This window comes from Lysinibacillus sp. CTST325, assembly GCF_054665055.1.
In genome coordinates, this window is sequence record NZ_BAAFHO010000003.1 from 88339 (window position 1) to 111949 (window position 23611).

At 36.7% G+C, this 23611-nt stretch carries 18 protein-coding genes and 1 pseudogene; 2 read left to right on the forward strand and 17 right to left on the reverse strand.

Annotation, left to right across the window (positions count from 1 at the left end; genetic code table 11):
* Positions 1-169: 169 nt before the first annotated feature.
* From ACYQ73_RS10210 to hemW, 14 genes and pseudogenes are all read right to left on the reverse strand, one after another.
* Entirely contained in the window at positions 170-655 is a 486-nt protein-coding gene (locus ACYQ73_RS10210) for a DedA family protein (RefSeq protein ID WP_460012403.1), read from the reverse strand.
* A 597-nt stretch (positions 656-1252) separates the two neighbouring features.
* Positions 1253-1504, reverse strand: a pseudogene (locus ACYQ73_RS10215) (zinc ribbon domain-containing protein); the annotation flags it as partial.
* Between the two features lie 116 nt (positions 1505-1620).
* On the reverse strand, positions 1621-2292 hold the full coding sequence (deoC, locus tag ACYQ73_RS10220) for a deoxyribose-phosphate aldolase (protein WP_132356836.1): 672 nt from the start codon (positions 2290-2292) through the stop codon (positions 1621-1623).
* A 203-nt stretch (positions 2293-2495) separates the two neighbouring features.
* A complete protein-coding gene (gene mtaB, locus ACYQ73_RS10225; RefSeq protein WP_460012404.1) occupies positions 2496-3845 on the reverse strand; it encodes a tRNA (N(6)-L-threonylcarbamoyladenosine(37)-C(2))-methylthiotransferase MtaB in 1350 nt (449 codons plus the stop codon).
* Between the two features lie 474 nt (positions 3846-4319).
* Positions 4320-5105 carry a CsxC family protein gene (locus ACYQ73_RS10230; RefSeq protein ID WP_460012405.1) on the reverse strand — a complete coding sequence of 262 codons (786 nt, stop codon included), beginning with the start codon at positions 5103-5105 and terminating at the stop codon, positions 4320-4322.
* Between the two features lie 137 nt (positions 5106-5242).
* The gene (locus ACYQ73_RS10235) at positions 5243-7027 is read right to left on the reverse strand and encodes a BC_2427 family protein (protein ID WP_460012406.1); all 1785 of its coding nucleotides are present in this window, start codon (positions 7025-7027) and stop codon (positions 5243-5245) included.
* Between the two features lie 628 nt (positions 7028-7655).
* Positions 7656-8465: a CsxC family protein gene (locus ACYQ73_RS10240; RefSeq protein WP_460012407.1), complete on the reverse strand. Its 810-nt coding sequence runs from the start codon at positions 8463-8465 to the stop codon at positions 7656-7658.
* 863 nt (positions 8466-9328) lie between these two features.
* A complete protein-coding gene (locus ACYQ73_RS10245; protein ID WP_460012650.1) occupies positions 9329-10066 on the reverse strand; it encodes a 16S rRNA (uracil(1498)-N(3))-methyltransferase in 738 nt (245 codons plus the stop codon).
* 82 nt (positions 10067-10148) lie between these two features.
* Positions 10149-11090 carry a 50S ribosomal protein L11 methyltransferase gene (prmA, locus tag ACYQ73_RS10250; RefSeq protein WP_460012408.1) on the reverse strand — a complete coding sequence of 314 codons (942 nt, stop codon included), beginning with the start codon at positions 11088-11090 and terminating at the stop codon, positions 10149-10151.
* Between the two features lie 21 nt (positions 11091-11111).
* Complete coding sequence (gene dnaJ / locus ACYQ73_RS10255; RefSeq protein ID WP_460012409.1) at positions 11112-12230, reverse strand: molecular chaperone DnaJ; 1119 nt, start codon at positions 12228-12230, stop codon at positions 11112-11114.
* A gap of 305 nt (positions 12231-12535) precedes the next feature.
* The gene (dnaK, locus tag ACYQ73_RS10260; RefSeq protein WP_460012410.1) at positions 12536-14374 is read right to left on the reverse strand and encodes a molecular chaperone DnaK; all 1839 of its coding nucleotides are present in this window, start codon (positions 14372-14374) and stop codon (positions 12536-12538) included.
* Positions 14375-14448: 74 nt separating this feature from the next.
* Entirely contained in the window at positions 14449-15030 is a 582-nt protein-coding gene (gene grpE, locus ACYQ73_RS10265) for a nucleotide exchange factor GrpE (protein WP_460012411.1), read from the reverse strand.
* 2 nt (positions 15031-15032) lie between these two features.
* Positions 15033-16061, reverse strand: a complete 1029-nt coding sequence (hrcA, locus tag ACYQ73_RS10270) for a heat-inducible transcriptional repressor HrcA (protein ID WP_460012412.1) — start codon at positions 16059-16061, stop codon at positions 15033-15035.
* Between the two features lie 89 nt (positions 16062-16150).
* A complete protein-coding gene (hemW, locus tag ACYQ73_RS10275; protein ID WP_460012651.1) occupies positions 16151-17296 on the reverse strand; it encodes a radical SAM family heme chaperone HemW in 1146 nt (381 codons plus the stop codon).
* A gap of 193 nt (positions 17297-17489) precedes the next feature.
* On the opposite strand from hemW, the gene rpoN reads away from it, so the two are divergent.
* A complete protein-coding gene (gene rpoN, locus ACYQ73_RS10280; protein ID WP_460012413.1) occupies positions 17490-18755 on the forward strand; it encodes an RNA polymerase factor sigma-54 in 1266 nt (421 codons plus the stop codon).
* 206 nt (positions 18756-18961) lie between these two features.
* On the opposite strand, the gene ACYQ73_RS10285 is transcribed toward rpoN, so the two are convergent.
* Positions 18962-20128 carry a hypothetical protein gene (locus tag ACYQ73_RS10285; RefSeq protein WP_460012414.1) on the reverse strand — a complete coding sequence of 389 codons (1167 nt, stop codon included), beginning with the start codon at positions 20126-20128 and terminating at the stop codon, positions 18962-18964.
* 12 nt (positions 20129-20140) lie between these two features.
* The gene (locus tag ACYQ73_RS10290; protein ID WP_460012415.1) at positions 20141-21319 is read right to left on the reverse strand and encodes an amidohydrolase; all 1179 of its coding nucleotides are present in this window, start codon (positions 21317-21319) and stop codon (positions 20141-20143) included.
* Positions 21320-21607: 288 nt separating this feature from the next.
* Between ACYQ73_RS10290 and ACYQ73_RS10295 the strand changes: the two genes are divergently transcribed.
* Positions 21608-23290 (forward strand): sigma-54 interaction domain-containing protein, encoded by a 1683-nt coding sequence (locus tag ACYQ73_RS10295; RefSeq protein ID WP_460012416.1) that lies wholly within the window; start codon positions 21608-21610, stop codon positions 23288-23290.
* Between the two features lie 102 nt (positions 23291-23392).
* Here the strand turns inward: ACYQ73_RS10295 and ACYQ73_RS10300 are convergent, their stop codons facing one another.
* The gene (locus ACYQ73_RS10300; protein WP_460012417.1) at positions 23393-23575 is read right to left on the reverse strand and encodes a hypothetical protein; all 183 of its coding nucleotides are present in this window, start codon (positions 23573-23575) and stop codon (positions 23393-23395) included.
* Between the last annotated feature and the right edge of the window lie 36 nt (positions 23576-23611).

Below are 23611 nucleotides of genomic sequence, written 5' to 3' on the forward strand. Positions count from 1 at the left end.
TCAATTACATCAGTGGAGTATATGAGGTATGTAAAATTTTTATTCAGAGTAGTGTTATGATCAGGGGGAAGTCACATAACAAGATTGGTAACACTCATGTACTAAGAACACAAAAGTAGCTCGCATTTTGAAAACGCGAGCTGTATTTTGTACCTATTTTTATGCATTTTTATATAGTTACACCAAGAAAATATCCTATAGAAATAAAAATAATTACCCATGTCAACGCTCCAAAACAAGCGAAAGCAAGATAAGTCCTAAAGCTCATCTGGGTTATTCCAGACATATAACTTGTTACATGTCTAATACCCGGAACATAATATCCTATAATTATTGTCCATGGTCCAAAACGATGAAACCATCGTTCAACTTTAATAAACCGTTTATCATTGAGACCAATCCATTTTCCATATTTTAATATTATAGGTTTCCCTAATTTATTACCAATTAAATAGCTAATGATCATACCAGTAGATGAGCCAAGAAAACTTAAAAGTATACTCAATAGATAGTTTAAATGCCCCTCTTGACACATAAATCCCACAAACGTCATTAAGATCTCATCGGGAACGGGTAAGCCAATTATCCCTAAAGATAAAAGTAAAAATATAGCAAGATATCCATATTGACTTATAAAACTGCTTATGAATTCCACGAATAGTTTCTCCTTTTTTTAATACAATTCGTTACCTTTTTCAAATATCATATATTACCCCATTTTTGCTTATTAAACACCGGAATGATGAATCCATTATGCCTCGACATAATAACAGATGTTTGTACACCCGCTAAAAAGTAACTAATCCCATGATCTCACCACCTATAGAGGTGGGAGACTTTTGTAGCTGAAGCTTCGCTTTCGCTACAAAACACTTGTTGAAAGAAGTTAAAAAATTGAGAGGCAATTTAGATTAAAATATAGTAGTTAACGAATGATTGACACGTTAATTTTACGATATTTTATGTTATCGATGTTACTAAGTTATGTAAGAATTCGGTTCGTATCTATACAATGTTCTTGTAAAATGATCCAATCATCAAGATTCTTATATTTATAAAAATCTTAATGATAAACCATAAAGATTATAATATTACTCCCTATACATTTTTGCAATCACTCTTCATAATACATCATCTACTATAAGGTGAACTACCCACCACTTAAAACCTAACAGTTTTTGAAGTGGGAGCTTCTCAACTCATCGTTTCTTTTAGTAGCCAACTATCCCTCTTGTTCCAAAAGTTCTTTTTATTATGCTAACGCTAATAAACGCATTCCTTCATATTTGAAGTTGATAGCAGCATTCCAGTCTCTGTCTGCTACAAACCCACACTCACAGTAGAACGTACAATCCGAAAGAGATAGAGACTCCTTTACTTAACCACAATTGGAACAAGTTTTGGAGGAAGGAAACCATCTGTCTATTTTAAACAACTTTTTTCCTTGCTTCTCTAACTGGTATCTAAGAAAAGTTGTAAACATGCCCCAAGCATTATCTGCAACACGGAGGCTTTAACTTCTTTCAGCTAGGTTGGACATTATCAAATTTCCAATGAAAAGGGGGCTAGTTCGTGAAGAACAGCCCCGTATCCCTTACTATATAAGGATTTCCATTACTATTAATAATTAGAATCTGCAATTAATCCGTTCATAATAGCAACACCAGAGCTTGCTCCAATACGAGTTGCTCCTGCCTCAATCATCTTTTTCATATCCTCTAAGCTTCGTACACCACCAGAGGCTTTTACACCTAAATCTGGACCTACTGTTTTACGCATTAATGCAATATCTTCTGCTGTTGCGCCTCCAGTAGAAAAACCAGTTGATGTTTTCACATAATCAGCACCTGCTGCCACAGCTAGCTCACATGCTTTTACTTTTTCTTCGTCAGTTAGAAGGCAAGATTCAATAATTACTTTTACAAGTGCATTGCCTTTCGCCGCTTCAACAACTGCAGCAATATCTGCTTGAACAAGGTCATAGTTTTTATCCTTTAACGCACCTATATTTATAACCATGTCTACCTCTTTAGCACCGTTAGCAATCGCATCTTTCGCCTCAAATGCTTTAACAGCTGGCGTGTTAGCGCCTAAAGGAAAGCCAATTACTGTGCAAACTAAAACCTCTGAGCCTTGTAATAGCTCGCTGCTATAATTTACCCAAGTTGGATTTACGCAAACAGAAGCAAAGTTAAATTGTTTTGCCTCTGCACACAGTTTTTCGATTTGTTCTTTTGTTGCTTCAGCCTTTAATAATGTGTGATCAATCATACGCGCGAAATTTTGTTCCATTTTTATTAAACTCTCCTCTATCAACAAGTTGTACGTACCTCTTTCGCATCATAACATTTTTTAACGGTGCCGTCTAATTTCTTTTATAGTTAGGCGATTTCTATAAGAGTACCTATAAAATAAATACGTGATATCTTTAATCAAAAATAAAGTAAAACACCGTCCAAAGTTCGAACGGTGTTTCTCTTCGTAGTTACTCTATTTTATTTTACAGTTTCTAAAACACGAACAAATTGCCCTTTAGAATGCGGATATCCAGCTTGAGTAACTTTCACCTTCACAAGCTGACCGATTAGGCTTTCAGGACCTTCAAAGACTACTTTTAAGTAATTATCTGTATAACCCGTTAAAAGCCCTTCTTCTTCGCTTCCATCATGCACGAATTCTTCAGGAATTACTTCTAGTACTTGATCTTCAAAGCGAGAAGCATATTCCTTTGCTAATTGGTCATTTAATGCGATTAATCGGTGAACACGTTCGTTTTTAATGTCTTCGTCAATTTGGTCCTCCATGCGCGCTGCTGGTGTACCTGTCCGTGGAGAGAACGGGAATACGTGTAATTCAGAAAACTTATGATCACGTATAAAGTTATATGTTTCCATGAACTCTTCCTCTGTTTCTCCTGGGAAACCTACGATTACGTCAGAAGTGACAGCTAAGTCTGGTAAAGCTTCATGTAGTTTAGTTAAGCGTTCACCGAAGAACTCCATTGTATACTTACGACGCATACGTTTTAAAACTGTATCAGAGCCAGATTGGATTGGAATGTGTAAGTGATTCACAACGATTTTTGATTCACGTAAAACTTCAATCACTTCATCTGTTAATTGACTTGCCTCAATCGATGAAATACGAAGACGTTTTAAGCCTTTCACATTTGCCTCTAAATCACGTAGTAGCTGAGCTAAATTGTAATCTTTTAAGTCTTGTCCATAGCCACCTGTATGAATACCTGTTAGAACAATTTCAAGATACCCCGCATCAACTAGTTGTTGGGCTTGATTCAATACTTCTTGAGGATCACGAGAACGCATTAGCCCACGTGCCCATGGAATAATACAAAACGTACAGAAGTTATTACAGCCTTCTTGTATTTTTAAAGACGCGCGTGTACGGTCTGTAAATGCAGGCACATCTAATTCCTCATAAACACGATTTTTCATAATGTTGCGTACAGCATTAATTGGTTGGCGTTCAGTAAGATATTGGTCTATGTAGCCAAGTAATTTTGTACGATCCTGCGTTCCTACAACAATGTCAACACCAGGAATCGCCATAATTTCAGCTGGAGATGTTTGAGCGTAACATCCTGTTACACAAATGACAGCGTCAGGGTTTTGACGAATAGCTCGACGGATAACTTGACGTGATTTTTTATCCCCTGTATTTGTTACTGTACATGTATTAATGACATAAACGTCTGCTTGACGATCAAACTCCGTACGTTCATAACCTTCTTCTTTAAATAGTTGCCAAATTGCTTCTGTTTCATAATGATTTACTTTACAACCTAGAGTATGGAAACTCACGATTTTCGGTCGCTCGTTACTCATAATATATATCATCCTTTCAAGAGTACACTACAATAAATAAAATTATTAACGTGTCTTATAATAGCACAAATAAAGATAATGAGCCTAGCTTTTTGGCTAAGCTTATTTTTTGAATAAAAAAACAAGCACCATAGTATCGAGTACCTGCTTGTTAAAAGGCTGTTCCACTAAAATCAAAAACATCCTTTTTATCCTTCTTGCTCCATTTATTTCAATTAAGACACCTGTTATCCCCACATCATTTTACAACCCTCTAGCTCCTCCCAATAAACCCTCGAAAGAAATCAATTCCTTTGGTTATAAAATTGTAAAAAGGCAGTCGAAAATTAGATTCAACCTAACTTTCAACTGCCTACTCAAATATTGGATTTTTATTAGTGCATAATTAATATTATATGGTTCATTTTTTTATTACATTTTTTTGCAGTAAAGTGCCTTTTTTCTTTGTTCTACTCCTCTAAAAACTAGAGATTATTAAGGACTAGTAGGAGGAGTAAGTCCGAAAAGATTAGGAGTTATTACATTAGTGCCAGCTCCAAGGCGGACTTGTTGAACTTGCAGTACTTTTACAGTAAGCTCCAGCACAATCTTTTCACGCAATGTGCTGAAAGTGCCTTCTGGTGCTGCCATTTTTGGTGAGAAATCAAGTTCAAAGAAGTTTGCAGCTACTAACTCGCCAAATGGTTGTTCATTGTATTTAACGAGATTTTGGAAGAAAGCCTTATCCAATCGAGCATCCATTTGCGTTTTTTCATTAAGGAAATTCGCTTCGGCAAACTCGGATATCCCTAAGATTGGAGTAGGGCCTCCAGGTGTTTGTGGGAAAGCAAGGTCTGTAAAACCAGAAAATGGAACATCGGCAATTCTATCACGAAGCGCCCCATTACATGCCGATGAAGCATATTCTATATTTTTGCGAATATGTCCCGCTACAAATAACTTAGCTCTTGTTACCGCAAAAAAATCAGTGTTGTCAATACGTGTAAAAGCAACCGGTACTAATTTAACTTGATTTAAGAATACATTTTTTTTCACTCTTTTGATTTCAGTTGCTGCAGGAGTGAGCGTAATATCCGACTCCACAACGATTTGAAGTGTTGGTTCTGAAAGTACCACTGGAACTTTAATAGTTGGAGCCGTAATCGGTGTAGCTACTACTGGGGTAGTAGCACTAGTTAATGGCATTTGTTCAGTTGATGCCACCGGACAAGGTTCGGCCTTACTAACGTGATTCACTTGACTATCTAATTGTTCACTCAAAATGTTCCCTCTTTTCATTTTTTTTATGAGGTTACTCATATCGCTAGAATATGTAGGGAATTAATCCATACATGGACATTTACACTAGTTTTTTTAAAAAAGAGTTTTTTGAGCAGAGATAAAAGTTCAACCATCCTTTAGATCTTTGGCACTCGAATTTTCTGTGCCTGTAGCAAGTGAATGATTATTTCTAATACTATGTTTTGACACATTTGATTTGAATGAATTAATGACTCATTTTGTGCAGGTACTGCATTCCCAATGTGAGAGGCTGTATATTTAATACTCTGATGAATATACCCTTCAATAAATAAATTCCCCCTCAACGCTGAACATGTCCCATTACCTAATGATTGAGAAAACTGAGTAGGAACGAATCTACAATTGGTTAATACTACCTCGTTCGAGATATCTTTAACTCCCACAATTCCTTTTTCGAATACGGTATTCTCTTCAAGACATATTTCTATTTTATATTCTCCTATTACAACTGGAGCTCTAATGTGCAAAAAGTCATCGGAACTGTAAGAGTGATGATTGGTTTCTCCTTTATTAATTGATTGTGTGTTATGTAAGGGAACTACAACTGATTTAGACGGATTACTCTTCTGATTATTTTTATCATAAGTATCAGTTTTCATTAAAAATATAATTTGATTAATTTTTGAGTGAACCAACCGACAATCAGGTTGTTCAGGATAATCCGTTGTAGTACTAAATAGTTTGGTTTCAAATTGCGGAGTAAGATGATTGTCTGGATCAAGAAAATCAAATGTATTTTTAACAGCCTCACCACAGATAGGAGCATGAAGAAAATTATCAATTTCTACGTGAGTAGAGAATGGGCTTTTTTTGGTTTTAGAATATACTTTCCCTTGTACCGACTCAGGAAATGCATTAACACGATCTGTAAAATTGTTATTCTCCATCTCTTCTGTATCCATAAGACATATTATTTTCTTTCCAATATCGGATTCAGAAGGACTGCAAATATCACGTTTAGAGTCTAGTTGGGGTGCAAAATCTTGTTCTTCTACAGGCTTGGTTTCTTCTGCATCTTCTGAATCAAGGGGATCATTCATTTCATCCCCTACATTAGTTTCAGAAGGAATGAGTAGTTCACGATCGGAATCTAGATGAGATGCAAAATCCTGTTCCACAGGCTTGGTTTCTTCTGCATCTTCTATATTAAGGAGATCATTCATTTTATCCTCTATATTAGTTTCAGAAGGAATGAGTAGTTCACGATCGGAATCTAGACAAGCTACAAAATTCTGCTCTTCCATGGGCTTGGTTTCATCTGTATCTTCTGCATCTAGAAGATCATTCATTTCATCCCTTACATTAGTTTCAAAAGGAATAAGTAGTTCACGATCGGAATCTAGATGGGCTACAAAATTCTGTTCTTCCACAGGCTTGTTTTCGTCTGTATCTTCTGAATAAAGGCGATCATTATCAAAAGGGATAAGTAGTTCACGGTCGGAATCTAGATGGGCTACAAAATTCTGTTCTTTCACAGGCTTGGCTTCATCTGCTTCTTCTGTATCAAGAGAATCATTCATTTCATCCCCTACATTAGTTTCAGAAGGGATGAGTAGTTCACAATCGGAATCTAGATGAGATGCATAATTCTGTTCTTCCACAGGCTTGGTTTCATCTACATCGTCTGTATCAAGAGGATCATTCATTTCATCCCCTACATTAGTTTCAGAAGAAATGAGTAGTTCACAATCGGAATCTAAATGTGATGCAAGGCTAGTTTCATTTTCTTTATCTATATCAAGGAGATCATTTATAAAATCGGAGTAAGGAGAATTTTGTTGCGTTGCTTGATCCATTTCGATGGGTTCAATTTGACAATTATATTTTTGTTTGGAACTTATCTCTTTCATCTCTTTATAGTTAATCCATGGAGTTTGCATTAGTTCACTCCCAAATAATGTTTTGGAAAAATATTGTGCAACATTTCATTCGTAAAATCCTACGATAAGAGAAACATGTTCAAAATCGTTTTCTTCAGGGAAAAAACTCATGAAGTAACCCGTTTTCATTTACTTACGTTACGTTGCTATGATGAATAGGGATTGGTGAAAAAATTGCCATTTTCATTTTTTCTAATGTTTGATAACAGCTAAACACTTTTTTCTTCTATTTTTGTTCGAATAGATGATAGATGTGTATAGCTTTTAATGAATGCCCCCTTTTTTCGAATATTGTCAAACAACATCACTATGAGCTACTTTTATTTTGATCTAAGTTTTGCACTTATAATTACAATCCATATTATGCTTTATTTCCACTTTTGTCACAGAGTACTCTCCAAATCTCAGGTAGCAATTAAGATATCCATGTGTTTGAGAGACGATAGCACCCAAAATTTTATCTATCCACTATTTTGTTTTCAACTCGATTATTTAATAGCATCTTTTAATACAAAAGCAGTTGAAAGTTCGATTTAACCGAACTCTCAACTGCCAACATAAATTTTAGATTTTTTCAGTGCTCTCGAAATGCCCTTTCTTATCGGTTTTGCTCCTCTAAAAACCGTGATTAACAACAAGGATTAGAAGGAGGAGGTGTAATAGTTGGACTAGGTGGAGGAGTCAATTCTGAAAAAACAGGAATTATTACATTAGAACCAGCTCCAAGGCGAATTTGTTGAACTTGCAATACTTTTACAGTAAGCTCTAGCACGATTTTTTCACGTAATGTGTCGAAAGTGCCTTCTGGTGCTGCCATAACCGGTGAAAAATCAAGTTCAAAGAAGTTTGCAGCTACTAACTCGCCAAATGGTTGTTCATTGTATTTAACTAGATTTTGGAAGAATGCTTTATCCAAACGAGCATCCATTTGCGTAGTTTCATTAAGGAAGTTCACTTCGGCAAACTCGGAAATTCCTAAAATCGGAGTAGGGCCTCCTGTTGTTTGTGGGAAAGTAAGATCTGTAAAACCAGAAAACGGAACATCGGCAATTCTATCTTGGAGTGCCGCGTTACATGCTGCTGAAGCATATTCTATATTTTTGCGAATATGTCCCGCTACAAATAATTTAGCTCTTGTTACCCTAAAAAAGTCAGTGCCAGCAATACGTGCAAAAGCAACCGGTACTAGTTTCACTTGATTCAGGAATACATTTTTTTTCACTCTTTTGATTTCAGTTGCCGCAGGACTAAGCGTAATATCCGACTCCACAACAATTTGAAGTGTTGGTTCTGCAAGTACAACTGGAATTTTAATAGTTGGAGTCGTTAACGGTGTTGCGACTAATGGAGTAGTATCATTAGTTAATGGTATTTGTTCTGTTGATGTTACTGGACAAGGTTCGACTTGATTCACTTGATTATCTAATTGATCACTCAAAAAATTCCCTCTTTTCATTTTTTAGTATTAGGGAGCGCTCTATATTAGAATATGAAGCACTTAAAACTATACATGGACTTGTATACTAGTTTTTTTACTTATATATAGAAATGGGATTTTTGAGTTGAGCATTGTTGTGTTTTAAAGCTTTTCTTTAAACTCGGACCTCATCTGGACGCTACAGTTAGATCGCTGAATTATTCACTTACTTTTTCCAATAATACGTATTTTATTTATTTTCCCATATATGTAAAATGCCAAATCCAACCCCATTAACTAAAGCTAATATTGAAACGGTAATTGGTATTTTACCTACTTCAAGTAAACGAATACTAAATAATTCAGGAAATGAATTAGTATATAGTCCTGTAGCAATAAAGGTTGCAGAATAGATCATAGAAGCAATTACAAAAAAATAAATGATTAAGATATTTACTTAAGTTCATCACGAGAGATAAAACAATAAAAAACGGCTTCTCCCTAAATTCGGTATGTTTGTAGCGACGAAACTAAACTATACAAAAAGGTGAATGCCCTATATTTTGAAAAATATGATTTATGAAATAATCACAAATATAGGGCGAATATCCACCCCATTTAAGTAAGAATACTACAATATTTAAATGGGAATTTTACTAAAAAATCAAACCTATTCTAACGAGTTTATTTGGACGACAATGTAAAAAAGCCGATTCAAATCGGCTCTTTTTGTTAGGATTATTAATAAAAAACAGTCATTGATTGTGGTTTTTGCCTATTCCTTCAAACCTTGCAATGACTGCACTTACACGTAATTACATTGCACTTTACCCATGCACAGCCATTGTTTGAAAAGCCTCTTTTGACAAGGCTAAATGCCTATTTCATTCAAATTCATAAGATATTGCAGACAGTGCATATAGTGGCGCTGTTTCTGCTCGTAAAATTCGGGGTCCTAATGACATCGTTTGAGCACCGGCTTGAAGCAGAACATCTGCTTCTTTTCTAGCAATGCCGCCTTCTGGACCAAAGATAATAAGTATTGATTTCGACTTCTGGTCATACACATTTTTTAACTTCTCCGCAAATCTTGTGCGTTGTTCCGCTTTTGCATCCTCTTCATCCGCTATAAAAACGGCGTCGAAATTGTCAACTTGTTCTACTAGCTGTTTAAAAGAGATTGGTTCATAAATTTCCGGGATATGTGTACGATGGGATTGCTCAGCTGCTTCTTTTGCAATTTTTTGTAGACGCTCTTGCTTTTTGGCACCTTTCTTTTTATCCCATTTAACGATGGAACGCTCTGCTTCAAAAGGCAATAAGGCAAACATTCCAAGTTCTGTTGCCTTTTGTGTAATAAGTTCTAGTTTATCGCCCTTTGGCAAACCACATGCCACTGTTACATGAACAGGTAACTCGGGAGAAGGAATAATTCCACCTGTAGTTTGGACGTGTACCTCATCTGCTTCAAAGGCTACAATTTCACAAATATGGGCGGTATTTTGTGCAACTACAACGATTTTGTCGCCTTCTTTCATACGCATTACTCGTTCAATATGTCGCGCATCCTCTCCGCTAATACGTGCTTCCTCAATAGTCGTCTTAATAAAATAACGTTGCATGTCACCATACTCCTTTATAGCAAGAAGAGAAAACGCCAAATCGCCAGCACTCGGCTCACGATTTGGCGCTTCCTCAATCAATTTATTGTGGTCGACGGGCAATGATCGCTACCCAATCTTCCATTAGTAATACTTCTTCGATTACAAACCCTGAAGCTTCAAGTGCTGCTTTTACATCATCACGTTTTGCGCCAATGATGCCTGAAGTGACATATAATCCACCCGGTTTAACAACTGAAAATGCATCGTCAGTAAAGGACATAATAATTTCTGCTAAAATATTAGCCACAACGACATCAGCTGGTTCTTTAACTGTATCCAATAGATTTCCATGGAATACAGATACTTTATCATCTACTTTGTTTAATGCAGCATTTTCTTGTGCTGAACGTACAGCTACTTCGTCTAAATCAAGTGCATGTACGCTTTTAGCTCCTAGTAAGGCTGCACCAATTGATAGAACGCCTGAACCCGTCCCGATATCGATAACCGTATCGCCCTCATTTACGACCTTCTCAAGCCCTTGTAAGCACATAACAGTTGTAGGGTGTGTTCCTGTACCAAAAGCCATACCAGGATCTAATTCAATAATTAATTCATCTGTTGATACTGGTACATATTCTTCCCATGTTGGCACAATTGTAAAGCGTTCAGAAATTTTTACAGGATGATAGTATTGCTTCCATGCTGTTGCCCAGTCTTCCTCGTTAACCTCCACAATCGATACAACATTTTCACCAATATCGATGTTGAAGTTCGTTAGATTTGTTATAGCTGCCTTAATTTCTTCGACTGTTTCATTTAAAAAACTAGACTCCGATAAGTAAGCCTTAACAATAACACCATCTCTCGGAAAATCCGCTTCATTTAGCGCATAAATTTCACCATACTGATCCTCTCGTGGCTTCGCAAATTCTGCAGAATCCTCAATAACCACACCACTTGCCCCTGCTTCATGCAAAATATTCGAAATTGCTTCTACCGCTTCATTTTTTGTATGAATGGATAATTCTGACCACTTCACGTAGCTCTTCAGCTCCTCTAATTATTCACCTTGGAATTTTTTCTTAATTTTATCGAATAGTGAGCTTCCTTGCTCTTCAGGAATGTCACCACTGATTTCCGCAAATTCACGTAGTAATTGCTTTTGTCTTTCAGTTAATTTTTCTGGCGTTATAACTTTCACTGTTACATATTGATTCCCTGTACCATAGCCATGTACATTTTTGACACCTTTGTCTTTTAGACGGAATTGTGCACCTGACTGTGTGCCTGCTGGGATACGTAGTTTTACTTTTCCATGAACCGTTGGAACTTCAATTTCATCACCTAGAGCAGCTTGTGGGAATGTCAGTTTTAGTTCGTAATAAATATCATCGCCATCACGTTCAAACTCTTTATGTCCTTGAACGCGGAACATAATATATAAATCCCCCGCTGGTCCTCCATTTATACCTGGCTCACCTTGACCAGACACACGAATTTGCTGACCATCATCAACACCTGCTGGAATGTTAACTTTGATTTTCTTACGTTTTTGAACTTTTCCTTCTCCACGACAAGTTGAGCATTTTTCTTTAATGATTTTACCTGCACCTTGACATGTTGAACAAGTACGACGATTCATCACACGGCCGAAAGGTGTATCTACAGCTTGGTTTACTTGACCTGCACCTTGACATGTTGAACATATTTCTGGGTTAGTACCTGGTTTTGCACCTGAACCGTGGCAAGTATCACATAATTCATCTTTTGGAATTTCGATTTCTGTTTCTTTCCCGAAAATCGCTTCCTCAAATGTAATATTCATACGATATTGAAGGTCATCACCTTTGCGCGGTGCATTCGGGTCCTGACGACGACCGCCACCACCAAAGAATGAGCTGAAAATATCCTCGAAGCCGCCAAAGCCGCCGCCTCCGAAGCCACCACCAAAGCCTGCATTTGGATCCTCGTGGCCAAATTGATCATAGCGTGCTTTTTTCTGATCGTCACTTAACACTTCATAAGCTTCAGCGATTTCTTTGAATTTTTCATCAGCACCTGGCTCTTTATTAAGGTCAGGATGGTATTGTTTTGATAATTTACGGTATGCTTTTTTAATTTCATCTTTAGAAGCCGATTTCGTTAAACCAAGCACCTCGTAGTAATCGCGTTTCTCCATGATTCACACTCCGCTCTTTTTGCATAAAATCTATTGTATCACGCAGTTAAAAAAACTGCCTCTATTTTTATTATTAAATATTCATTAAAAATGTTACACACATGTTTTTCACTTTTCTCGCAGTTAGCCTATGTAACTAGACGAATCAATTATACCTTTGCATAATTGTAGCTGACGCTTCGCTTTCGCTACCAACACACTTGCTGAAAAAAGTTAAATGTGAGTAGGATATATCTAAAAGATAAAGAGAAAAGCCAAAGCCGCAAGCGGTCTTTGGCTTCTTCACTTAACTGTGTTACTTACTATTATTTATCGTCTTTTACTTCTTCAAAGTCAGCGTCTACGATATCATCTTTTTTACCAGCGCCAGCATCTGTACCAGCATCGCCACCTTGAGCTGCTTGAGCAGCTGCTGCAGCTTGTTCATATACTTTCATAACTAATGGCTGTAATACACCTTCTAGTTTTTCTTTAGCAGATTTAATGCCTTCTAATTCGCCAGCTTCAAGCGCTTTTTTCAGTTCATCACGAGCATCTTCAACAGATTTTTTCTCGTCTTCTGTTATTTGTTCGCCTAAGTCAGCAATTGTTTTGTCAACTTGGAACACTAATTGGTCAGCTTCGTTGCGAAGATCTGCTTCCTCTTTACGTTTAGTATCCGCCTCAGCATTTGCCTCAGCATCTTTTACCATACGCTCGATTTCATCCTCAGATAAACCAGAATCAGATTGAATAACAATTGTTTGTTCTTTGTTTGTACCAAGGTCTTTCGCTTTAACAGATACGATACCATTTTTATCAATATCGAATGTTACTTCGATTTGTGGTACACCACGAGGTGCTGGTGGAATATCCGATAATTGGAAGCGACCTAATGTTTTGTTGTCTGCTGCCATTGAGCGTTCACCTTGTAATACGTGAATATCTACTGCTGGTTGGTTGTCAGCTGCAGTTGAGAATACTTGTGATTTAGATGTTGGGATCGTAGTGTTACGGTCGATTAATTTTGTGAATACGCCACCCATAGTTTCGATACCTAATGAAAGTGGAGTTACGTCAAGTAGAACTACGTCTTTCACATCACCAGTTAATACGCCACCTTGAACAGCAGCACCCATCGCTACAACTTCGTCAGGGTTTACACCGCGGTGTGGCTCTTTATTAGTTTCTTTACGTACAGCTTCTTGTACAGCTGGAATACGAGTAGAACCACCAACTAAGATTACTTGGTCAATTTCAGATGTTGAAAGACCTGCATCAGATAACGCTTGACGTACTGGACCTACTGTACGGTTTACTAATGGTAATGTAATTTCGTCAAATTTTGCACGAGTTAAAGAAATTTCTAAGTGCAATGGACCTGCTTCACCAGCAGTGATGAATGGTAAAGAAATTTGAGTAGATGTTACACCCGATAAGTCTTTTTTCGCTTTTTCAGCCGCATCTTTTAGACGTTGCATAGCCATTTTATCTTTAGAAAGGTCAATGCCGTTTTCTTTTTTGAATTCTGCTACAAGATATTCGATGATAGCATCGTCGAAATCGTCCCCACCTAGTTTGTTATCACCAGCTGTTGCTAATACTTCAAATACACCGTCACCTAATTCAAGAATAGATACGTCAAATGTACCGCCACCAAGGTCAAATACTAATACTTTTTGATCTGTATCTTGTTTGTCTAAACCATAAGCAAGTGCAGCAGCTGTTGGTTCGTTGATAATACGTTCTACTTCTAAACCTGCGATTTTACCAGCATCTTTAGTAGCTTGACGTTGAGCGTCGTTAAAGTAAGCAGGTACAGTAATAACTGCTTTTGTTACTTTTTCACCTAAGTAGTCTTCAGCATAGCCTTTTAAGTATTGAAGAATCATTGCAGAAACTTCTTGTGGAGTATATTCTTTATCTTCCACTTTAACTTTTTCAGATGTACCCATTTTAGATTTAATAGAAATGATTGTGTTAGGATTTGTTACTGATTGACGTTTTGCTACTTCACCAACTTGACGTTCGCCATTTTTAAACGCAACAACAGATGGTGTTGTACGGTTTCCTTCTGGATTTGGAATTACTTTTGGTTCTCCGCCTTCAAGTACAGAAACACAAGAGTTTGTTGTTCCTAAGTCAATACCGATAATTTTGCTCATAAAAATTTCCTCCTATTTTTAAACGCAAATGATGCGTTTTCTAACTAAATGTAATTAACAAAATAGTACTAAGTCTATTCGTTTACAGATACCATTGTTGGGCGTAGTACGCGATCCTTTAACATATAACCTTTTTGAAGCTCGCGTAAGACAACACCCGTCTCTTTTTCACTATCTTGCTCCTGCATGACAGCTTGGTGAACATTAGGATCAAATTGCTCACCTTCAGCTTTAATAATCTGTAAGCCTTCCTTCTCAGTAGCTTCTATCAGAGAACGGTACACCATTTCAATACCTTTCACGATGGAAGCAGTTTCTTCAGAAGTCGCTTCAACTTGTAAGGCACGCTCAAAATTATCGATTACTGGCAGTAAATCAGACAGTAAGCTCTGAGCGCGATACTTTTCAGCAGCCTCACGATCAAGCTGATTGCGGCGGCGAATATTATCGAAGTCAGCACGTAAGCGTAGATGACGATTTTCCTCGTCGTCTAGCTTTGCTTGTAACTCAGCTAGCTTTGCTTCATACTGTTCTTCGATTGTTAATTCAGCTTTTTGTTCTTCTACTACTTCTGTTTCTTCTACTACATTTTCATCTTGTACATCTTGTACAAGGTCTTTGTTTTCAGTTGTTTCCGTCACTTTAATCCTCCTCATTATCAATCACTACGATTCTTCGTAAAGGCTTGTGTTAAATCCATACGTATTACGTCTAGTAAAGCAACAACACGCTTATAATCCATTCGTGTAGGACCAATAATTGCTATAGCCCCTTGCTGATCTTCACCAATAGAATAAGTGGTCGTAATGACACTACAGTTTTCCATTTCTAGTTGTTTATTTTCTGAACCAATACGAATTTGAATGCCCGATTCATTAGGATGGAAGAGTGACTGCACTTGGCTAGTCGTTTCCATTAAGTCCAAAATCATACGGACTTTATTTAAATCGTGGAATTCCGGTTGGTTGAACATATTTGTTTTACCACCATAGAAAATTTTACTTTCCGAATTATGCATCGTCGCTGTCACGAGAGCGTGAATAAAATCATCCGCTGATCGAACATGCTGTTGTAATACTGTTAGCACTTCAGCTTCGAGTTTTTTATGAATATCCTCTAATGACACACCTACTAGTCGTTCATTTAAGATATTAACCATTTTCTCTAAATCAGAAGCGGTAAAATTAGGTGGTAAACTAAACATGCGATTTTCAACATGTCCGTTATTCGTTACGATAATCGCTACTGCTGTATCGATAGAGAGTGGCACAATTGAAAACCGTTTAACACGATGTCTTTGAACGTCTGGTCCTAAAAGAATCGATGTATACGATGTCAGCTCTGATAAAATATTGGCTGACTTTCGGATAATATGCTCTACTTCTACTAAACGATCGTTGAAAATTGATTGGATTTGCTGAATATCCCTTGAATTAATGCCTTGTGGGTTCAACAAATGATCTACATAAAATCTATAACCCTTTTCCGAAGGCACTCGACCAGAGGAAGTGTGCGTTTTTTCTAAGAAGCCTAATTCCTCTAAATCCGCCATTTCATTTCGAATTGTGGCTGGACTAAATGTAATCTCTTTCTTTTTGGAGATTTGGCGAGAACCTACCGGCTGTGCAAACATAATAAAGTCATCTACAATAGCTTGCAATATTTGTAATTGCCGATTTGTTAGCATGATTATCACCTCTGTTAGCACTCAACTAAGAGGAGTGCTAATACTATTATTAAGTTATCAAATCCTACATTTTATGTCAACGATATCGCTCAATCTTCTAGTAAAAATTGTTGAAATACTTCATTACCTACAAAACGACCATTTCGCGTAAGACGAATTCCTTTAGTATCATGTTCTAAAAGACCTTCTGAAACTAACTTTTCAATAACATGTGAGTAATCCCTCTGCATTGATTCTTTAAATTTTTCTTCATATATAGAGTGTAGAATTCCTTCCGTTTTACGCAAACCTAAAAACATTTGCTCTTCGCGTTTCTCATTCTTTGTTACAACATGTTCATATACAATTGGTAGTTCCCCTGCATTTACTGCATCCATATACTTTTTCAATGGTCCATGATTTGAATACCGTACACCAGCTAGATACCCATGAGCACCTGCACCAAATCCTGCATATTCATCGTTTTCCCAGTATATTTTATTATGTTTAGAACTGAAACCAGATTGAGCAAAATTGCTAATTTCGTATTGTCGAAGCCCATGCGCATCCATCTGGCTCATTAGCATATCGTACATATCCGCTTCAAGATCTTCAGTTGGTAAATGGAGCTTACCTTTTGTGTATTGATTATAAAAAATTGTTTTTGGCTCCACTATTAGTGAATAGGCAGAATAATGTGGTATATCAAGAGCGAACGCTTTTTCTAAGGTATCCTTCCACTGTGCCATCGTCTGACCCGGCAAACCGTACATTAAATCTAGACTAATATTTCTGAAGCCTACCTTTTTCGCCAAGGTAATTGTTTCATAAACATGATTGTTGCTATGAGTACGACCAATTTTCTTTAACAACTCTTGATCAAAGGATTGTACACCCATACTTAAGCGATTTACACCACCATCAAACAATGCATGCATTTTTGCTTCCGATAGCTCGTCCGGATTGGCCTCTGATGTAAATTCTGTCACACTGTCCATCGGAATATACGTACGAATAAGCTCAAGAAGTCTTTCTATTTGTTGAGGTGATAGTGCTGTTGGTGTACCGCCACCAAGAAATATCGTTTCGATTTGCTTAAAACTCTCAGGATATTTTTTGGTCGCAAGCTCCATCTCCTTGCCAAGCATTTCTATATATTCATCTACTGGTTGATTTTTAAAATAAAATTTATTGAAATCGCAATAGTTACAAATTTGATGACAAAAAGGAATATGAATGTAAACACCTCGTGCCATAGCTATCCCTTCTTTCTCGTTAGTCTTTTCCATTTCCCTATTATAAACAATAGCGGCATGGAACGCCATGAATCAAGTTAGCAAAATAACTAAATCAAAACTATTTCGCATTAACATTATTTATCCGTATTATTGTCTGAAAATTCACGCCTTTATGTTATGCTAATTAAAAGCAAGAAACGGAGTGATCATGATGGACATAACTTTACAGCAACAGCAGCAGCAGAAAATAATGATGACACCTCAATTACAGCAATCTATTGAATTACTACAATATTCAACACTTGAACTTGAGCAATTTCTGTATGAACAGCAATTAGAGAATCCGTTAATCGACTTACAACCACCATCATTTCAAGAGCGTATTTTCGGAAATTCTCCTGCTCCCTTTCGAACAATTGAGAATGATTTATATACAAAAATTGTAGAACCAAACTACCGAGAAGAATTGTTACAACTAGCTACACTCACTTTTACAGGTGAAGATTTACAAATTGTACTGTTTCTTATTGAACAGTTAGATAACAAAGGCTATTCTCCAACACACCTTTCTACTGTTACAGATGAACAACATTATTATGGTATTCAGCTTTTGCAACAAATCGGTCCGCCGGGAATTGGTGCACGTACTCTGCAAGAATGTCTTTTGCTGCAAATTGAAGAGAATAATTATGATTTACAGCAACTTATTCAAAAAGGGCTGTTCCTATTAGCTGAACGTAAATTTCCTGAATTGATGAAATCTCTTAAACTTTCTAAGGAACAGTTATTAGCACTAATTAATCAGCTACAGCAACTAACACCAATACCTTGCACTTTGAACTCATTAGATAATATAGACTATGTCACACCAGATATTGTTGTTGTGATCGAAGATAGCACATTACAATTCAGCTTAAATGATCGCTCACTGCCATCGATTCGGCTTCATGATAGCTATAGAAATGTCGCATCTATACTACCCATAGCCGAACAAGCATATGTAAAACAGCATTATAAGCATTATGAATGGCTCGTCCATAGTTTACAGCGGCGCCGACAAACCATTATTCGTATCATGGCAGTAGTTCTACAGCAACAACAACAATTTTTCTACAAAGGGTTAGCTTATTTAAAACCTTTATCTCTAAGGGATGTCGCAACACAAATCGATATGCACGAGTCAACAGTAAGTCGAGCAATTCGGAATAAAATAATACTAACACCTGTTGGAACGTATTTATGGAAGGATCTATTTTCTTCTAAAATTGAAAGCACTCAAACAGAGCATTCTCAAACTTCAATTTTAGAATTGATTAAACATATAATCACCATGGAAAATAAACAAAAGCCTTTATCTGATCAAAAGATTACTGAATGCCTTGCCAGCTCTTTTCAAATCCATTTGGCTAGACGTACTATTAGCAAATATCGAGAGGAGTTAGGAATACCAGCAGCAAGCAAACGAAAGGAATTATAGATTTTACAGCCCATCCTATTGTTCTTACATGAATACGATTTCCCTCTATATAAATGTAATTTTGGCTATACGCCCATTCGCGAGCAGAAATAGGCTTCATAAACTTCTTAATAGCAAAAAATAGTATGCTAGAAGGCACCTTCAAGCATACTATTTTCTCTTTTGGATAGTCCATATATCCAATACTTATAATATCGTTACTTATTTTATATGGTTTTGATTAAAATACTCGCAATAACAACACTTCCAATAGTGACAGTCGTGAATCCACCTACTAACATTGGTGTTAAAATTTCACTGAAGATTTTTTTCTGTTCATCCTCCGTTTTGCCAATACTTCTACTTACTTCCTCACATACGATGTAGTCTCCCGGAAAACCAAATGTAGCTGTTAACGCTACTGGAATACCTAGAAAATAATCCAATTTAAATAATTTTGCCCCTATAAAACCGCCTAAAAGAATACCTAGTACCCCTACAATAAGAATAGTGGCAACTGCAGGTAGCTGTTCGATAAACATATCAAATGTAATATCGTTCATCATCCCTATAACCATGAAAATAACCCCTGCCATCCCAATATTAAAACCATTTGCTTTTTCCATTACCCGTTCAGGATAGAAATTCACTAAGCGACCAATCATACCTACTGCCAAGGCCCATAAGCTGTAAGGAATACCAGTTACTTTAGATAAAGCAACTGCAATCGCACCTCCAATAAACAGCATAAACAATAAAACTAATTGCGTTCGGTATTTTTTAGGAACGATTAATTTCTCTTCTCCCTCTTCAAAGCTGTCATTATTGGAAGCAATAAAAGAGCCATTTTGGATTTTTTCTTGAATTTTCACAGCATGTTTTCGTAACAAAAGACTTGCAATAGGAATGCCTATTAGTGATTGTAGCGCCATGATAAGAGCTGGAATTGTAAGTAAACTGACAAACCCCAGCTCTTTCAATCCTTCTGAAGTAATTAAAACAGCAATAATTCCACCATTTAAAGGCCCAGTTCCAGCAACAGCTGTTTTATAGTCAAAAAGGAAAGTAACAATTGTTAAAATAAAGAGTGACGCAAAGAACATACCTAACACTGATATAATGACTGCTCTCCATTGCGAGCGAACCATTTTTAACGGAATTAACGTTCCCATATGAACTAACATCGGTGCTGTCCCTAGCACTGCTCCTACTGTTAAAAATGTCGAGTTAGCTAATAAATCTTGCGGAAAAATTCCTAGCCATAATAAGACTAAATAACCTACCATTGCCACAAAAAGCATTGGTACTCTAGCATTACTAATAACTGAAATAATTTCCCCTAGTGCAATTAACCCTAGTATGATCATTGTTGCAATTACTGGTTCTTGAAGCATTGTATCTCCTCCTTAAGAGTTTAGTGTTAACGCCGTATAAACTAATAGTTTCAATCCAACTTCTAACGAGTCCTCTTGGATTCTGAATTTAGGGTGATGATGTGGATAATTTAATGTTTCATCCTCAAAGCCTGCACCAATCCCTATAAATACGCCAGGAACTTTCGTTAAAAACGCCGAAAAATCTTCTCCAGCCATAATTGGATCAATGTGTAAAATATTTACTGACTCTAAATTTTCTCTAATAATATTTTCAATTAAAGAAGTCAAATGTTCATCGTTTACAACAGATGAATAGCCATAGTGATAGTCAAATTTATAATCAGCACCAAGTACCGCCGTGAAGTGCTTTACTTGAGTTTCAATTTCTTTCGCAATCAACTCACGTACTTCTTGCGAAAAAGTTCTTACACTTCCTCCTAAAAGCGAACGATCCGGTATAATATTTTTAGCACTCCCCGCATTAAATTCAGTGACAGCTATGACAGCACGTTCTGTTGAGTCAATTTTCTGTGGTACAATTTGATGTAATAAATTAGTAATTTGCGCACCTATTAAAATAGGATTAATGGAATTATGCGGTTCAGAAGAGTGCCCACCCTTGCCAATGATTTCAAGATCGAATGTATCAGAATTTGATGTAAAGGGACCTGAGCAAATACCTATTTTCCCTGTAGGAACCATAGAGAATAAATGCAATCCTATAATTTGATCAGCTCCTTCTAAAACTCCGGCTGCCACCATTTCTTTTGCTCCACCAGGAAATACTTCCTCTGCATGTTGAAAAATAAAGCGAATTTCTCCTTTAATAGATTGCTTGAGAGAAGATAAAATTTTTGCCGCACCTAGTAGCATTGAAGTATGTCCATCGTGGCCACAAGCGTGCATCACATTAGGCACTTTAGATGCGAATGGCAAATTTGTTTCTTCCTGTATAGGTAAGGCATCCATATCTGCTCGTAAAGCTAAGGACTTTCCAGGTATATCGCCTTTTAAAACAGCTAACACACTCGTCTTCGTCGGTCTAGTAACCTCTAAATTCCCAAAAGATATTAACTGGTTATAGACATAATCAGAAGTTGAGTATTCCTTAAACGACAGTTCAGGATTTTCATGTAAATACCTTCTCCACTGAATTACTTGCGGAACCATTTTCTCTAATTCTTTCGTAATGTTTAATGTAGTTGACATTTCTATTCCTCCTCTTTGTATCTACATTTTAATAATGCAAATAGCATGCCAACTTTTAAAAATTCTTTAAATATTCTTTTGAAAAGTGATGAGGAATCGTATTTACATAATAAATTGCGAAAATTTTCGCTAACCGCTAATTTTATAACCCCTTAAAATTGTGTGCAGATAAATTTTGCACTTGTAGAATTTTCTGTATATTGATTTTATTCAGTGAATTAATGTGATACGATTTAGAACAAAGCAGAAATTTTTTGCATGCAAAATAACGAGGAAGAGGGTTTTTTTGTGAACGAGGAGTTACGACGCTTTGCAACAATATCGGGAGCTAATATCATTGCATTAGATAGTTCCTTTCAAGTGAAATGGTGGCATCTCAACGATAGTATCTCGTTAGATTTAGAAAACAATATGCCTATAGATGCAATCGCTGACATTGACGTCATGTTATTTCATCACCCACAACAGCTACTAACGCATGAGCAGCATTTATCTTTTACTATTGAACCATTCTATTTTACGGAGCAATATTATTTTGTTTTAGTAGAAAATTCAGCAGATTTCCAGTACTCATTAGAAAATAAAGTTTTTGTACTGGAGGAAATTATAGAACATTTAGATGAAGGAATTATTGTCAGTAACGCAGATGGAGATATCGTCTATTACAACGAGGCACTTACTAAAATGGAGGCGTATAACAAGGAAGACATGATTGGAAAGAAGCTTTGGGATGCTTACAATTATCAAGATCGTCGTTTATCGGAGCATTCTCATATTTTAAAAACAGCGAAGCCAATCTATACGAAATATCGAGCCCTTGTCCATTCGGAAAATGAACCGAAATGTGTTGGCTATAGTTCATTCCCAATACGGAAAGATAATAAAACAATTGGTGTATTTTCCATTACACATACTGAGACAAGCCTGCGTAATCAATTACGTCAAACAATTAATTCAAAACGTGAATCTATGGAAGTACCAGAAGTTGTAAAAAGAAATAATGGCACTATTTATACATTTCAAGATTTAAAAGGGACCAGTCAAGAGCTCCTGCAAATTATTGATGAAGCCACTAATATTGCGAGTTATAATACTGATACACTTATTATTGGTGAAACAGGTACAGGTAAAGAAATATTTGCACAGAGCATGCATAATTTGAGCCCTCGAATGGCAAAGCCCTTTGTAGCTATAAACTGTGCTGCTATCCCATCTACACTATTAGAAAGCACACTTTTTGGCTCTGTAAAAGGTGCATTCACAGGTGCTACAAATCAAGAAGGGCTTTTTGAATATGCGAAAGATGGCACACTTTTCCTTGATGAAATCAACTCTTTACCAATGGAACTTCAACCTAAATTAATGCGTGTTTTACAAGAACGAGCGGTTAGACGTGTAGGGAGTAATACACTCATTCCCATCGAATGTACAGTCATTAGTGCCTCCAACGAAGATCCTGAGCTACTAACAGCTGGCGGCAAAATGCGTCTTGATTTATTTTACCGTATCGCTCATTCAAGTATATACATTCCGCCTTTACGCGAGAGACCAAATGACATACTTTTCTTTATCCAACATTTTTTACATAAAAATGTTCTTAAGTACATGAAAGCAGATATTACAATAAAACCTGAGCTTCATCGGCTACTAATAGATTATGAATGGCCTGGCAATGTACGTGAGCTAGAGCATTTGATTGAAAATCTTGTGATACAAGCCAACTCAGAAAATTGGATTACAGAGGATATGCTACCGCGCTATTTAAAAAATAAACTATTAATGAAAACCGTCCCATCTAATAAACGTCCACTAAAAGCACTTATGCATACAAATGAGGAGCAATATATCCGCAAAGCTTTAAAGCAGTGTGGAGGAAATATTTCAGTCGCTGCTAAACAATTAAATATTTCTCGCCAATCTTTGCAGTATCATATGAAGAAACTAGCCATTCGAAAAGAAGAGTTTACCTAGGTATTCAATTCATTTCCATAAAAAATCAAAACCAAGGTAAAAAATGGTTTTGATTTTTTTCGTCGTTTTCTTCATAGCATACAATTCCTATGCAAATGCCGACTAGCATAGCATATAGGCTTGAACTTTCCAACGTATCAAGCACCATAGTCCATTTTGAATCGGATGAATAAAAGCTGCAGCTACTATTCCTACAACTGTTGCATTTGCACTAGCCATCGCTCCTCTTAATCCAGCGAAACGATTAAGAGCTAGCCAAAAAGGCATTGCCCCTACTATTAGCAAAAATGCCGGTAAAAAAATAGCTATCGTAGGGAGTCA